We start from the raw sequence: 15,583 nt of genomic DNA, 5'->3' as shown, positions 1-15,583 counted from the left end.
CATATTTGAAAGCAATTTCAAGTGTGCTATTATTTTTTTAGAGAACTATTGGGCAAGGTTGCCTTGGGTAATAAGGAGAGAAAATGACTAAGATTACTGTTATTGGTAGTATTAATCTAGATACCAATTTGCGCGTTAAGCAAATGGTTAAACCAGGCGAAACGATTCATGCAAAAGAGCATTATTCTGCTGCTGGTGGCAAGGGAGCAAATCAGGCCGTTGCTGCTGCTCGCTCAGGCTGCGAAGTTAACTTTATCGGCGCGGTTGGAAATGATGCACCCGGAAAAGAAATGCTAGGGCTTTTAAAGCAAGAAGGAATCGATACTTCTGGTGTAAAAGTGATTAACAATGAATCAACGGGTCAGGCATTCATCACCGTTGATGATGCTGGGCAAAACTCAATCACAATTTATTCTGGAGCTAACTCTGGCTTTAATGCTGATGATGTAGCTGAAAAGCGTGACTTATTGGGCCAAAGCGATTATGTGATTGCCCAATTTGAGACGCCAGTTGAAGCCACAATTAAGGGCTTTGAAATTGCGCACGCAGAAGGAATAAAAACTATTTTGAATCCGGCGCCAGCGATGACCGAAATTCCTTCTGCTTTGTTAAAGCAGACTGATCTTATCGCACCAAATGAAACTGAGGCGGCTACAATTACCGGTGTTCAAGTACGTGATGAAGAAAGTGCTAAAAAAGCAGCAGCGAAGTTACATGCTCTTGGCGTCGAAGCAGTGATTATCACCATTGGTTCAAAGGGTGCCTTTTATGATTACAATGGTCAAAGTGAATTGGTGCCAGCGTTTAAGGTTAAAGCCGTTGATACTACAGCTGCTGGAGATACTTTTATCGGTGCAATGACTAGCATCCTTAAGCCTGATTTTTCTAATTTAAAAGAGGCAATTATTTTTGCCAATAAGGCGTCATCGTTAACCGTACAGCGTTATGGTGCTCAGCCATCGATTCCCTATAAAAAAGAAATAGAACAAGTTGACTAGATTTTTTCATAGTTTACGGGTCTTTTGACTAGCATAATCATTAGATTAGTAAAAAATAGTTTAACTTACACGTGGTAAAAATTATAATTAAGATGAACTTGTTGGTGCAGCATGAATTTAAGCTGTCCAATTAGCACAGAAAGGACATCTATTATGACTACTAAAATTGGTATTATTGGCGATGGGCACGTTGGCTGCACCGTTGCACATGAATTAATTGTTTCAGGATTAGTTGATGACTTGGTAATGATTGATCTTAATGAGGGCAAGGTTAACGCTGATGCTGTCGACTTTGAAGATGCAATGGCTAATTTACCCAACCACGTCAATATTACGGTTAATGATTACAGTGCACTTAAAGATGCAGAAATTGTGATCAGTACATTGGGTAAGATTTCGCTTGAATCAAAGGGCGATCGTTTCCAAGAGCTTGAATACAATAAGAAGCAATTGCAGCCAATCACTGAATCAATTAAAAAAAGTGGCTTTAACGGTATTTTATTGGTTATTTCTAATCCAGTTGATGCTATTACCAACCTTTATCAACAATTAACGGGCTTACCAAAAGAGCGGGTTATCGGAACGGGTACACTGCTCGATACTGCGAGAATGAAAAAAGTGGTTGCTCATAAATTTGATGTTGATCCCCGTTCAGTTAGCGGTTTTGCCTTGGGTGAACACGGTAATTCACAGTTCACTGCTTGGTCAACGGTTAAGGTATTAGAAAAGCCTATTTCTGAACTTGCTAAGTCCGCTTCTTGGGAACTGACAGATTTAGAAGATGAGATTGTCCGTGGTGGTCAAACCGTCTTCATGGGTAAGCACTACACTAATTATGGCGTTTCTGCAGCTGTTGTTAGAATTGCTCGGGCAATTCTGACTGACTCACGGACTGAATTGCCGGTTTCAAGTTATCAAGAAAAATATGGCACTTACATGTCATACCCAGCAATTGTTGGTCGGTGCGGTATTGTTGCTCGCGTTGAATTAAACTTAACGCCAGACGAAGAAAGTCTTTTGCAAAAATCCGCTGAAACAATCAAAGAAAAATCTCAAGCCTAGTTTAAATTGTAAGAAGTATTACTGGGTAAAGCGTCCTTTAAAATGGACGCTTTTTTATTGCCCTAATTGCTTGAACTACTAGGAAAAGTCGCGCAAAGCAATTTCATTGACAAAAAGTAAGTATAAGAATAGCATTAACTTTATCAACTGTTTTACTTGAAGGAAGTGCGATTATGGCTCAAATTTTAAACACTGTACAATGCAAAAATGTCTGTTTGTCTAACTCATTTGTATTTAGCCGGTGGGGAAATTTGTGTGTCGCTTAAAAACGGTTTAATTAGCAATCTGCAGTTCTAGTGTAATTTGCGGATTATTGTTTTTATTTGTTAGGTAAGACCCATGAATCCTCGCGATGATTGGGTCTTTTTCTTTTGGAGTGGGGGAGAGAAAATGAGCTGGCAGATCATTACTCAAAGTTTGCCAATTTTTTTAAAAGCCTTTGAACTGACCCTCTGGCTTTCCTTAATTGGAATCCTGGGGGCAATTATCGTTGGTGTGATTAGCAGTTTAGTGCAGTACTTTAAAGTGCCGGTCTTAAGCCAACTATTGGCGGCTTATGTTGAGTTGGCGCGAAACACGCCGTTATTAATTCAACTATTTTTCTTGTATTATGCTTTTCCAGTAATTGGGTTAAAAATGTCAGCGATGACTTGTGGCATCATTGGCCTGATTTTTCTTGGTGGAGCCTATATGGCGGAAGGATTTACCGGTGGGTTCACTGGCGTTAGTGCGACCCAAATTGATGATGGCAAGGCACTCGGGATGAATAATCTTCAGTTAGCCCGTTATGTGGTTTTTCCACAAGGTTTTGCCTTAAGCATGCCATCTTTAACTGCTAATATCATTTTTCTAATTAAAGAAACTTCGATTTTCTCAGTGATTGCAATTCCGGAATTAACCAATACGGCACTTGATTTAATTGGAATGTATTATCGTTCCAATGAATATTTGTTAATGCTGGTAATTGCCTACGCGATTATTTTAATTCCGGTAATCCTAATCCTGAACTACCTAGAAAGGAGAGTGCGCTATGGCACATTCGGCGATTGATGTCATTTTTACCGGCAACAATTTTGCCAGAATCCTCGATGGTTTATGGACATCTGTCTGGATTTCGGTAGTCAGCCTTGCGGTTGGTCTTATTTTGGGCACTTTATTTGGTATTTTACGTACAATGCCAAACAAAATTATTCGGTTTATTTTGCGACTTTATTTAGAATTTTTCAGAATTGTACCAACAATTGTTTTGCTATATTTGTTCTATTATATTTTGCCGCGTAGTTTTCATATCGATTGGCCAGCCAGCTGGATGGCGATTCTGGCTTTTGCACTGTGGGTCGCCGCGGAATTTAGTGATATTGTCCGCGGAGCACTTGAATCTGTTCCGCTTGTCCAAAAAGAATCGGGACTTGCGCTGGGACTTAGTCCGACGCAACTATTTCGGTATGTTTTATTACCGCAGGCAATGGAACTCGAACTGCCAGCTACGATCAACTTGGCAACCAGGGTTATCAAGACGACCTCTTTATTGATGATGATCAGTATTATGGATGTCATTGCGGTCGGACAACAAATAATTGAAGCCAATAACCAAAAATATCCGACAGCAGTCTTTTGGATTTACGGACTGATTTTCGTCCTGTATTTTGTAATCGATTATCCATTATCGCTTTGGTCAAAAAAGTTAGCTGCAAAACAGAAATAGGTGGATTAAATGACAAAAGAAATTTTGCACGTTGAAAATTTGAATAAGTATTACGGAGATCGGCATGTCTTGCATGATATTAACTTTACTCTCCATGAAGGCGAAGTACTAACCTTGCTTGGCCCATCTGGCTCAGGGAAAAGTACTTTGATCAGATGCTTGAATGGTCTTGAAGAATACAATGATGGGGCAATTTATTTTAAAAACCAAAAAGTTACGCCATCGGCTAAAAATTGGCAAAAATTGCGGCAGAAGATTGGCATGGTCTTTCAAAGCTATGACCTTTTTCCTAATCTAACGGTAATGGAAAACATTTTACTGGCTCCGACAAAGGTGCAAAAACGGCCTGAAGAAGAAGTCAAAAAAGAGGCGGAAAAACTATTAGCTAGAGTAGGTTTAACTGGCTATGTGGATTCATATCCACGGGAACTGTCAGGTGGACAAAAACAGCGAATTGCGATCGTACGGGCATTAGCTATGCACCCAGAAGTGATGCTATTTGATGAAGTGACAGCTTCACTAGATCCAGAGAAGGTGCGTGGTGTGTTACAAATCATGACAAACTTGGCCAAAGAAGAGCACAAGACAATGATTATTGTGACGCACGAAATGAACTTTGCCCGGCAAATTGCTGATCAAGTATTATTTTTAGAAAACGGACAGATTTTAGAAAATACTCCGGGAAAGGACTTTTTCGCACAGCCGCAAACAGCACGTGCGCGTGCCTTTTTGGCTAGCATGGATTTTTAAGGAGCAAGCATGAAAGTTAAAACAAAAAATAAGGTAATTAGTATAATTGTTGTTGCCGTAGTTTTAATTATTAGCTTTTTTGGGTTTAAATCCTCTTTAAATGAAAGTACGGGTGGCAGCGATAGCAGCGTTAGCGCAATCAAAAAACGGGGCGTTTTGCGTGTAGCAGTGTTTGGTGACTTGCCCCCATATGGTTGGGTCGACGACCACGGCTTTCGCAGGGGGTATGACTTGCGCTTAGCTAGAAAAATGGCTAAGGATCTTGGTGTAAAGATAAAGTTTACCCAGGTCAATGCCAATAACCGGGTTGATACGTTAAATTCAAATAAGGCCGATATTGTTCTTGCCAATTTTACGGTTACGCCTGAGCGAAAACAAGTGGTTGATTTTGCCAGACCTTACATGAAAGTTTCGGTCGGAGTTATTTCACCTAAAAGTGCGCCACTTAAAAGTGAGGCAGCTTTGAAGGGAAAGTCGATCATTGTTAATAAAGGGACAACCGCGGAAAACTATTTTACGGCAAGAGGCGGCGTCAATTTGCTGAAGTTTGATTCCAAAACGCAACAGTTTAATGCCCTGAAAAATAAGCGTGCGGCGGCTTTAGCCGATGACAACTCGTATCTTTATGCTTGGGTAAAGCGTAATCCGACTTATACGGTTGGAATTAAAAATATCGGGCCAAACCAGTATATTTCGCCAGCCGTGAAAAAAGGCAATAACTCTCTTTTAGATTGGACCAATAAAGAAATTACCAAGTTGACCAACCAGAAGTTCTTTACCGATGACTATAATAAGGAACTAAAACCGTATTTTGGTAAGGAAGTTAAGCCGAGTGACATTGTTTTAGATTAAAGATGCTGGTATAATAATTAAGTCTTGAAATATATTTTGGAAAATGTTATTGTATTAGACGTTAATCGATTAATCTATGACTTGCAATAAAGTCATGGCAAAGGAGTAATAAACATGAAACAAGGCATTCACCCAGATTACCAACAAGTTGTCTTTATGGATTCCGCAACAGGTGCTAAGTTTGTTGCTGGTTCAACCTTAAAGTCAAAAGAAACAGTAGATTACGAAGGTAAAACTTACCCATTAATTCGGGTTGAAATTACTTCAGATTCTCACCCATTCTACACTGGCAAGCAAAAGTTTGCTCAAGCAGATGGTCGAATCGAGAAGTTCAACAAGAAGTATGGTATGAAGAAGTAATATCTTTGATCTGGTGGAAGCAGTCCCATTGGGGCTGCTTTTTTACGTAAAACGTTAATATTATGCTGCTAACTAATAGTGTAATATTGATTTTAGCGGAATTTCTTTTTAGCTAGGAGAAAATTAGATGAAAATGCAACTGGCAGAAATTGCTAAAGCAATCAACGCGAATTGTGAGGGCAACGACCAAACTGTTATTACTTCTGTTGCCTTTGACTCAAGAAAAATCGCTGAGGGCGGATTATTTGTCCCGTTAGTCAGTGATCGGGATGGTCATGACTTTGTAAGCAGCGCAATTAATAATGGGGCTAGTGCTACTTTGTGGCAAAAAGGTCACCCTAATAAGCCCACAGATATTGCTGTCTTAGAAGTTGATGATCCATTAACAAGTATGCAAAAATTGGCGCAGTATTACCTAAATAAGGTTAATCCGACCGTAGTCGGCATTACGGGTTCAAACGGTAAAACTACTACTAAGGATATGACTGCGGCGGTTTTGGCCAAAAGATTTAATGTGCATAAGACAGATGCTAATTTTAACAATGAAATTGGCGTTCCAATGACCATTTTGGATATGAAGCCAAATACTGAAATTTTGGTTTTGGAAATGGGAATGGACCATGCGGGGCAGTTGCACCAACTTAGTGAATTGACTCACCCGGATGTTACGGTAATTACCATGATTGGTGAGGCTCACATTGAATTTTTAGGTTCACGTGAAAAAATTGCTGATGCGAAGATGGAAATTACCGATTTCCTGCGTGAGGACGGCGAGCTTATTTACAATGGTGACGAGCCGCTTTTGCGTGAGCGAGCTGAAAAGATTGACCAGTCAAAAGTTACTTTTGGTTTTGGTAAAAATGATACAGTGTATGCAACGGGTTTTAGAAGTTATAAACACCACGCCACATTCACGATTAACCAGTCAGACTGTAAGTTTACTATTCCAATGATTGGTAAGCATAATGTTTCAAACGCCCTGTCTGCTCTTTGCGTTGGTCGCCATTTTGGTGAAAGCGATGAAGAAATTGCTACTGCTTTAGCTAGCTTTACCCCAACTGCCAACCGGATGGAATGGGAAAAAGGCGATGTGGGTGAGGACATTATGAGTGATGTCTATAACTCGAACCCGACTGCTGTCCGTGCCGTTTTAAGTAGCTTTGGTCAGATCCAGGTTCCTGAAGGTAGCCGGCGCATTGCTGTCTTGGGTGACATGCTCGAATTAGGTGACAGATCAGCTGAGCTTCATGCTGGTCTTGCAGATTGCCTTGATCCGCAAGTGATTAACGAAGTATATTTATATGGCTCAGAAATGAAAAATTTAGCTGATGCTCTAAAAGAAAGTTACGAGCCAGAAAATCTACATTATTATAAAAAAGATCAGATGCAGCCAATGATAGCTGATCTGAAAAATGATATTAAGCCGCACGACATTGTTGTCCTGAAAGGATCACATGGTATGCACCTCGAAAAAGTAGTGGAGCGGCTTAGATAAGGAGAACTTAGTGAAATTTTCGGAATTAGGATTAAATGATGAGCTTCTAAAAGCAATTAAACGTTCAGGCTTTGAAGAAGCAACACCAATCCAAGAACAAACAATTCCTCTTGCTTTAGCAGGCAAGGACGTGATTGGCCAAGCTCAAACAGGTACTGGTAAGACAGCTGCCTTCGCTTTGCCAATTTTACAAAACTTAGACAAACACAATAAGGTAATTCAGGCGTTAATCATCGAACCAACGCGTGAACTTGCTATTCAAACACAAGAAGAACTTTTCCGCTTAGGCCGTGATGAAAAAGCGCGTGTTCAAGTAGTATACGGTGGTGCAGATATTGGCCGCCAAATTCGGTCACTTAAAAACCATGTTCCAGCTATTTTAGTTGGTACCCCTGGACGTTTGCTTGATCATTTAAAACGCAAGACCATTAATTTGGAAAACGTCAACACAATTGTTTTGGATGAAGCTGATGAAATGCTTGACATGGGCTTTATTCAAGATATTGAAAGTATTTTGGGCTATGTCAAAAACCGTAAGCAAACATTGCTCTTCAGTGCGACAATGCCAAAACCAATTCTAAATATCAGCGAAAAATTCATGCATGACCCTGAAATTGTGCGGATTAAGACTAAGGAATTGACGGCTGACTTAATTGATCAATACTTTGTCCGGTCAAAGGACTCAGAAAAATTTGATATTATGTGTCGTTTAATTGATGTTGAAAGTCCAGATTTAGCGGTTATCTTTGTTAGAACTAAACGCCGCGTTGATGAAGTAACGCGTGGACTGCAAGCTCGTGGGTATAACGCTGCCGGAATTCACGGCGACTTATCCCAAGCTCGCCGAATTAGCGTTTTGAAACGGTTCCGTTCTGGTAAATTAGATATCTTAGTTGCTACCGATGTTGCAGCACGTGGACTTGATATTTCAGGTGTTACCCATGTGTATAACTATGATATCCCTCAAGATCCAGATTCATATGTTCACCGCATTGGCCGTACTGGTCGTGCCGGTCAAAACGGTAGTTCAATTACTTTTGTTACGCCAAATGAAATTGGCTACATGCGGACAATTGAACAACTTACTAAGAAAAAGATGACACCTCTTCGTCCACCATCAGATGACCAAGCTTTCCGTGGCCAATTAAAGGTTGCCAAATCCAAGATTGAAGACCTGATGAAGGAAGACTTGACCAAGTATACTGACGATGCTAGTGAGTTGTTAGAAAACTATTCTGCAATTGATCTTGTTTCTGCATTCTTGAAGAACTTATCTAAGGACTCATCAAACGTTGAGGTTAAGATTAGTTCAGAAAAGCCGTTACCTTATAAGGGGGGCGGTCGTCGTGGCGGCGGCCGTGGTCGTGGTCATTATAGTCGCGGTCGTAATGGCGGTGGCCGCGGCGGCTATCGTGGTGGTGATCGCGGTCATGGTGGTCGTGGCAACTACCGTGGTGGTCGCTCGAACCGTTCCGGTGGCAGTCATAATTTCGTAATTAAGAACAAAAAAGATTAATAATTTTACTAAAAAAGAGTTGTGGTCATGTGCAGCTCTTTTTTTGTATTATAATTTTCTCAAGTGAGGTAAGAAAAAATGATTTTTGGCGTGGGCATTGATGCAGTTGAAGTTGAACGAGTAGCCAAGATTGTCGCTAAGGGTGATGGTTTTGCCAAAAAAGCTTTAACCCCGAAAGAATTCGCACAGTATCAAAAAATGGTTGGTAAACGAAAAGTTGAATATTTAGGCGGCCGTTTTTCACTGAAAGAGTCTTTTTCAAAGGCAATGGGTACTGGCTTAGGGGAAAAAGTCGGTTTAATGGATGTTGAAACCCTATGGGATGAAAACGGGCACCCGGTGACAACTTCGCCAAAATTCGATGGTCAAATTTTTTCGAGTATCACTCATGATAATCATGAAATAATAACTTTAGTTGTATTGGAGAAGTGAATATGGTTCCTGGAATACATCGTCCGGCAGCTGTTTATGTCGATTTAAGTGCAATTAAGCAAAATATTGAGCAAGAGTTAAACCACCTTGAGCCTGGGCAAAAATTATTTGCCGTAATTAAGGCTAATGCGTATGGTCATGGTGCCGTTAAAGTTGCTCAATTAGCCGCTAAAAATGGTGTCAGCGGTTTTTGCGTAGCAATTTTAGATGAGGCCCTTGAACTTCGCCGAGCGGGAATTACCCAGCCAATTTTGGTCCTGGGAGTTACCCCTGAAGAATATGCCACCTTGGCGGCCAAAAATGATATATCACTGACTGTGCCTGACTTTGAATGGCTAAATACAGCAGACCAAGCGCTTAACAATACCGGTTTGCAATTAAAAATTCATCTGGCGGTTGATTCAGGAATGGGGCGGATTGGTTTTAGCGAGGATGAGGAATTTCTCCAAGCTAATGACTTTTTGCTTGATAACCCGCACTTCGAAGTAGAAGGCTTGTTCACGCACTTTGCTTCTGCGGATAGCAGTGATGATACCTACTTTAAAACCCAGGTAGAACGGTTCGAGCACCTTAAAAGTTTACTGAAAGTAAAACCTAAATGGATTCATGTGGATAACACGGCGGCCAGTATCTATGGCAAAAAGGTGCATAGTGATTTAGTTCGGTTTGGTATCGGGCTTTACGGCCTTAACCCATCCTCAAATCCAAGTACTCCGGATTTACCAGCACAAATTAGACTTAAACCAGCATTATCTTTGGAGAGTGAACTAGTCCAGGTTCACACTATTCACAAGGGACAAGGTGTTGGTTATGGTTCAACTTATATTGCTGATTGTGACCAAATTATTGGTACAATTCCACTAGGTTATGCAGATGGGTTTATCCGCAAATTTCAAGGCTTTAAAATCCAGGTCGGAGACGAATATTGTCCAATTGTAGGGCGGATTTGCATGGATCAGCTGATGGTACGTTTACCCTATGAGATGCCGACCAAAACTAAAGTAGTTTTGATTTCAAATGATCCTACTGCTCCGAATAATATTAAGGCTGCGGCGGACTATGTTGATTCAATTCATTACGAAGTGGCTTGCTTACTAGACGACCGCTTGCCACGCATCTACCGTGAAGGATAAATTGGCTAGATATTTTTATTTAGTATTTCTAGCTTAAATGATTAAATAAATATCAGTCGAAGACTTAGAGGGACAATTTAGTCATGATGTATTAACTTATTTACTTGAAGAAAATAGTAAGGGTAGCCATCTATCGTCTAAATCTGTGTCCTTTAAAAGTTAAAAGCATATAAAAAGCGACTAATTTCTCAAATTAAGAGAAGTTAGCCGCCTTTTTGCTATTAGAAAATAGTTAATCTAACAAAGTTTTGCTAGTTACAATTATTGATAGTTAATCATCAATTGGCTTACTCATAAATACGCCAGGATTTTCATCACTCATAATCGTCATCCCTGCCTGCAAATCTTCGATTTCTGCTACTACGTAGCTCTTTGCTTCCAAGCGCTTCACGATCAATTTCATCGTGTCTTCTGTTACTCCGGCTGGCAAAGTAAAGAGAATTCGCCGAACAAAATTGTCATTAACCTCGGCCGAGGAGGCATCGAGACTCATTACACCAGCAATTTCTGAATATTTACTAATTGCTTTTGCCATTTTAACTAGATTACCGCGAGAATTATCGGTTAAAACAGTCAAAACATATGACCCAGTCTTGATGTTCCAAGCATCGGATAACATATCAAGCAAGCGGGAGTGCGTTAAAATACCATAAAATTTATTTTCTTCGTCTAAAACCGAAATATATGGTAAATCCTTAATTGTGAAGAAAACTTTAAAAAATGGTGAATTAACTTTAATTGTTTTGGTGGCGTTTTTGAGCAGGTAGGTAACCGGCAAACTCATGTCTTTACCCTGAGATTTATGGCGGTAGATGTGCATCTTATAAATGTTTCCGCGGAAAATCGTCCCAGTATCATCTAAGATAGGCACACACCGATAGCCAGAGTCTTCTAAAATTTTAAGTGCTTCTTCAAGTGTTGCGTGTTCGTTAACTGTAGTTAGATAATCTTTTTTGATAACTAAAGATTTAATCAGCATGAAACTGCCTCCATTTTAAAAATAATCTGATTAGTCAACCATCACTCAAATGGTTTTTATTAAATAAAAATTAGAATAATTTTATTGAACAAATAGAGTTTAGCACGAGCTTGCCAAATTAAAAAGCTTTTTTATCGACTGAAATCAAAGTGTAATAGTCTTGGGCAATTTGCTTTTGGCAGGATGTGCTATTATTAAGTGCGACTAAAAGTAAGGGGTAATTTGATGAAAATAATTGCTGGCCTGGGTAATCCAGGCAGAAAATATGATGGTACAAAGCACAATACTGGTTTTATGGCGGTTGACCATTATTTACGGAAAAATGCGCTTGAACTTGAACGGGAAAAGTTCGAGGGTAAATATACAAAACAAAAAATTAATGGTGAAGATATTATCCTGCTTGAACCACAAACTTATATGAATGATTCTGGACGATCGGTCGCTCAGTTTGCCCGTTTTTTCAAGGTTGAGCCACAAGATATCTTGATTATTCATGATGATATGGATATGCCATTGGGCAAAATCCGCATTCGTGCAAATGGTAAATCAGGCGGTCATAATGGTATTAAGAGCATTATCCGTGATCTAGGTTCTAGTAATTTCAACCGCTTGAAAATTGGAATTAGGCACCCAGATAATGTTACTGAAGCCAGTGTTATTTCGTGGGTCTTGTCCCCGTTTAATGCTGAGCAAAAAGACTTAATGGATGCTGCTTTTGAAACTAGCAGTGAGGTCATTGCCGATTTTATTGCTGGTAAAAGCAGTCAGTTTTTGATGAATAAGTATAACTAAATCATGCGTTTGACAGACTTAATCGAAAAAGATCAGGATTTAACCGCGTTTATTGCCAAAGCGGCACAAGTTAAAAACTCACTAATCACGGGCGCTAATGCCGGTGCTTTTAGTCTGCTCTTATGTCAGATTGTAACGACACTCAAGCAGCCTTTAATATTAATTGAGGAAAACGAAAATAAAGCTCAGAAACTGTATAGTGAATTAAATGCGGTTATGCCGGATAATACTGTTCAGATTTTTCCACTTGATGCAACAATTGCTACGCAAACCGCTGTTAGTTCTCCTGATGAATTGAGCAGCAGAATTCAAACGCTGAACTTTTTGTTAAGCAAGCAAATGGGAATTGTGGTAACGACGCCGCAAGGAATGCAGTATCAACTTTCACAGCCTGAACAATATCAAGCTACTAGAAGAGCCTTTACTCCGGGTAAAGAGTTTGAATTATCTGAACTAACCAACTGGTTAATTCAAGCAGGTTATCGGCGGGAAAACTTGGTTGCGCGGCCGGGTGAATTTGCTCTAAGAGGAGATATCCTTGATATTTACCCGCTTGATCGCGAAAATCCGATCAGAATCGAGTTCTTTGGTGACGAAATCGATACGATTAAGGAATTTGACCTAGCAAGTCAGCGCAGTCAAAAGCAGGTAGAAGAAGTTACGATTGGGGCAGCGCAAGACCGTGTATTTACAGCTGCTGACTTTAGTCGTGCGGCGAAAATGATTACGAAGGCAATGGGCGATGCCCCCGCTCCAGAAGAGGCCGTCAAAGACCACTTTACCCAAATTCTGGATGAATTAAATGGCGGGACTTTACCGCAAAATTATGCTTTCTTAGTTGATTTTTTACTAGCAAAACCAAGTAGCTTACTGGACTATTTAGATTCGGATGGGTTAATTTTACTTGATGATTGGCCGTTAATTGATCAAGCAGTAAAGACAGTTGACCAACAAAATGCCGGCTTTATCGATGATGAATTAAAAACCGGTGCAATGCTGCCAGGGCAGCAATTACGGGCTGACTTTCATCGCATTTGGTCCAAAGATCAACATCACCACATTTACTTTTCACTCTTTCAGCGTAGCATCGGCCGCGTAAGACTTGGACAGTTATTTGATTGGCAGACACGTGAGCCGCAACAGTTTTTCAGTCAAATGCCGCTAATCAAAACTGAAATTGAGTCGTACCAAAGAAACGGCCAAACGGTTGTCTTACAAGCAGATAATCCTAAACGGGCGCGGCAGATTAGTCAGACGATGGCCGAATTTGGGATGGATATTCCGGTGGTTAATGCGGCAGATATTTCTGAGCAGCAAACACAAATTATTGTGGGTTCATTTACTAGCGGCTTTACGCTGCCAAATAATAATTTAGTTTATCTAACAGAACATGAACTGTTTAATAAAACCACCCATCACAATCGCCGAATTAAAACACTGGAAAATGCCCAGCGTTTGCGCAATTATACGGAGCTTAAGCCTGGTGATTATGTTGTTCACGTCAATCACGGAATTGGTCGCTTTAAAGGAATTAAGACCCTAGAAAATAATGGGGTTAAACGTGATTATATTACAATCACTTATCAACATGGCGATCAGCTCTTTGTGCCAGCGGATCAACTGAAATTAGTTCAAAAGTATGTTGCTTCGGAAGGTAAGACGCCACATGTTAACAAGCTAGGCGGAACAGAATGGGCTAAAACCAAACGCAGGGTTCAATCGAAGGTGGAAGACATTGCGGATGACTTGATTGATTTATACGCCAAGCGTGAATCTGAAAAGGGCTTTGCATATTCTCCCGATGATAGTTTGCAACGCGAATTTGAGGATGCTTTTCCGTACGTAGAAACACCTGACCAATTGCGTTCACTGAAAGAAATCAAGCATGATATGGAGCAAGATAAGCCGATGGACCGCCTATTGGTGGGGGATGTTGGCTTTGGTAAAACCGAGGTGGCATTGCGCGCTGCTTTTAAGGCTATTCAGGACAATAAACAGGTAGCTTTTTTGGTACCAACTACCATTTTGGCCCAGCAACACTATGAAACAATCCAAGATCGGTTTAAAAACTTTCCGGTCAATTACGCTGTTTTATCCCGCTTTCAAACTCCAGCTGAAGCTAAAAAAATCACAACGGGGTTAAAGGATGGCAAAATTGATATGGTCGTTGGAACGCACCGGTTATTATCGAAGGATGTCCAGTTTAAGGATCTCGGATTGCTAATCGTTGATGAAGAGCAGCGCTTTGGCGTTAAACATAAAGAGCGGCTAAAGGAATTAAAGGCCAATATCGATGTCTTGACTTTGACGGCAACGCCAATTCCGCGAACGCTTCACATGTCAATGGTGGGAGTGCGTGATTTATCTGTTATGGAGACACCGCCATCTAACCGTTATCCGATTCAAACTTATGTGATGGAACAAATTCCTAGCGTCATTAAGGATGCCTGTTTGCGCGAAATGCAGCGCGGTGGCCAAGTCTTTTACTTGCACAATCGCATTGATGATATTGATGAAGTTGTTAGTCATTTAGAAGATTTGATGCCAACGGCTAGGATTGTGAGTGTCCATGGGCGCATGAGCAAGAACCAGATGGAAGATATTCTGTACCGTTTCTTGAATCGTGAATTTGATATTTTGGTGACCACCACAATTATTGAAACAGGCATCGACATGCCCAACGTTAACACAATGATTATTGAAGACGCCGACCATTATGGGTTAAGTCAGCTATACCAGTTGCGTGGTCGCATTGGCCGGAGCGCACGGCTAGCCTATGCTTATTTCTTGTATCAGCCTAATAAGGTGCTCACAGAAATAGGGGAAAAGCGGCTTGATGCCATTCGTGATTTTACCGAGCTTGGTTCGGGTTTCAAAATTGCGATGCGTGATTTGTCAATTCGCGGAGCAGGCAATATGCTGGGTGCCCAGCAGCACGGCTTTATTGATAGTGTTGGGTATGACTTGTATTCACAGATGCTGGCAGATGCCATTAAAACGCGTAAGGGCAAGAAAAAGCTTAAAAAGAGTAACGCAGAAATTGATCTGGGCTTGGAAGCATATATTCCAGAAAGTTATATCGCTGACCAGGAAGAAAAGATCGAGTTCTACAAGAAGATTAAGGCGGCTGATGTTGATGAAATTGCACAAATTCAGGATGAGTTAATTGATCGCTTTGGTGATTATCCGGAGCCGGTTGAAAACCTCCTCGCAATTTCAAAATTGAAGACTGAGGCTGATCTGGCACAGGCTTTAACTATTACTAAAAGCAATAATCAAGTCAAAGTTGAATTTGATAACGAGGCAAGCCGAGAGCTGGAAGGACCGAATATTTTTAAAGCCTTGGAACATGTGAGTTTAAAGGCTAGAATTAACTTATCGCCGCAAAAACGGTTAATTGTTTTATTAGAATTGCCAGCTAAAATTCAGAGCAGACAGCTTTTTAATGAATTAACAACATTTATGGCCGGCGCTAATGATATTATTCAAAGATAATTTGAGGTAAAAAA

The 15,583-nt window shown here is 40.5% G+C and carries 14 protein-coding genes; 13 read left to right on the top strand and 1 reads right to left on the bottom strand.

Going from position 1 to position 15,583, the window contains the following annotated elements; translation table 11 throughout:
• Nucleotides 1-83: 83 nt before the first annotated feature.
• The 11 genes from rbsK (at nucleotide 84) to alr (ending at nucleotide 10,303) form a co-directional block, all read left to right on the top strand.
• On the top strand, nucleotides 84-998 hold the full coding sequence (rbsK, locus tag J3U69_RS06485) for a ribokinase (RefSeq protein ID WP_267384536.1): 915 nt from the start codon (nucleotides 84-86) through the stop codon (nucleotides 996-998).
• 153 nt (nucleotides 999-1,151) lie between these two features.
• On the top strand, nucleotides 1,152-2,060 hold the full coding sequence (locus J3U69_RS06480; protein ID WP_103752335.1) for an L-lactate dehydrogenase: 909 nt from the start codon (nucleotides 1,152-1,154) through the stop codon (nucleotides 2,058-2,060).
• A 390-nt stretch (nucleotides 2,061-2,450) separates the two neighbouring features.
• The gene (locus J3U69_RS06475; protein WP_220232245.1) at nucleotides 2,451-3,110 is read left to right on the top strand and encodes an amino acid ABC transporter permease; all 660 of its coding nucleotides are present in this window, start codon (nucleotides 2,451-2,453) and stop codon (nucleotides 3,108-3,110) included.
• Nucleotides 3,091-3,765, top strand: coding sequence for an amino acid ABC transporter permease (locus tag J3U69_RS06470; RefSeq protein WP_267413442.1), 675 nt, complete (start codon nucleotides 3,091-3,093; stop codon nucleotides 3,763-3,765). The genes J3U69_RS06475 and J3U69_RS06470 overlap by 20 nt, the downstream gene beginning before the upstream one ends.
• 9 nt (nucleotides 3,766-3,774) lie before the next feature.
• Nucleotides 3,775-4,515: an amino acid ABC transporter ATP-binding protein gene (locus tag J3U69_RS06465; protein ID WP_267413441.1), complete on the top strand. Its 741-nt coding sequence runs from the start codon at nucleotides 3,775-3,777 to the stop codon at nucleotides 4,513-4,515.
• 9 nt (nucleotides 4,516-4,524) lie between these two features.
• Nucleotides 4,525-5,367, top strand: coding sequence for a transporter substrate-binding domain-containing protein (locus J3U69_RS06460; protein ID WP_267413440.1), 843 nt, complete (start codon nucleotides 4,525-4,527; stop codon nucleotides 5,365-5,367).
• 114 nt (nucleotides 5,368-5,481) lie between these two features.
• Nucleotides 5,482-5,727, top strand: a complete 246-nt coding sequence (locus J3U69_RS06455; RefSeq protein WP_103752340.1) for a type B 50S ribosomal protein L31 — start codon at nucleotides 5,482-5,484, stop codon at nucleotides 5,725-5,727.
• A 127-nt stretch (nucleotides 5,728-5,854) separates the two neighbouring features.
• Nucleotides 5,855-7,222 carry a UDP-N-acetylmuramoyl-tripeptide--D-alanyl-D-alanine ligase gene (locus J3U69_RS06450; RefSeq protein ID WP_103752341.1) on the top strand — a complete coding sequence of 456 codons (1,368 nt, stop codon included), beginning with the start codon at nucleotides 5,855-5,857 and terminating at the stop codon, nucleotides 7,220-7,222.
• Between the two features lie 10 nt (nucleotides 7,223-7,232).
• Nucleotides 7,233-8,738: a DEAD/DEAH box helicase gene (locus J3U69_RS06445; protein WP_103752342.1), complete on the top strand. Its 1,506-nt coding sequence runs from the start codon at nucleotides 7,233-7,235 to the stop codon at nucleotides 8,736-8,738.
• Between the two features lie 78 nt (nucleotides 8,739-8,816).
• The gene (acpS, locus tag J3U69_RS06440) at nucleotides 8,817-9,170 is read left to right on the top strand and encodes a holo-ACP synthase (protein ID WP_103752343.1); all 354 of its coding nucleotides are present in this window, start codon (nucleotides 8,817-8,819) and stop codon (nucleotides 9,168-9,170) included.
• 2 nt (nucleotides 9,171-9,172) lie between these two features.
• On the top strand, nucleotides 9,173-10,303 hold the full coding sequence (gene alr, locus J3U69_RS06435; protein ID WP_267413439.1) for an alanine racemase: 1,131 nt from the start codon (nucleotides 9,173-9,175) through the stop codon (nucleotides 10,301-10,303).
• Between the two features lie 271 nt (nucleotides 10,304-10,574).
• Here the strand turns inward: alr and cbpA are convergent, their stop codons facing one another.
• Nucleotides 10,575-11,282 (bottom strand): cyclic di-AMP binding protein CbpA, encoded by a 708-nt coding sequence (cbpA, locus tag J3U69_RS06430; protein WP_103752345.1) that lies wholly within the window; start codon nucleotides 11,280-11,282, stop codon nucleotides 10,575-10,577.
• A gap of 225 nt (nucleotides 11,283-11,507) precedes the next feature.
• On the opposite strand from cbpA, the gene pth reads away from it, so the two are divergent.
• Both pth and mfd read left to right on the top strand, forming a co-directional pair.
• Nucleotides 11,508-12,074: an aminoacyl-tRNA hydrolase gene (gene pth / locus J3U69_RS06425; RefSeq protein WP_103752346.1), complete on the top strand. Its 567-nt coding sequence runs from the start codon at nucleotides 11,508-11,510 to the stop codon at nucleotides 12,072-12,074.
• Nucleotides 12,075-12,077: 3 nt separating this feature from the next.
• Nucleotides 12,078-15,569: a transcription-repair coupling factor gene (gene mfd, locus J3U69_RS06420; protein WP_267413438.1), complete on the top strand. Its 3,492-nt coding sequence runs from the start codon at nucleotides 12,078-12,080 to the stop codon at nucleotides 15,567-15,569.
• Nucleotides 15,570-15,583 lie beyond the last annotated feature (14 nt).

The organism is Lactobacillus sp. B4026, assembly GCF_026535825.1.
Lineage (GTDB): Bacteria > Bacillota > Bacilli > Lactobacillales > Lactobacillaceae > Lactobacillus > Lactobacillus panisapium.
The sequence above is the reverse complement of the archived record's forward strand: the minus strand, read 5'-3'. Positions and strand labels throughout refer to the sequence as shown.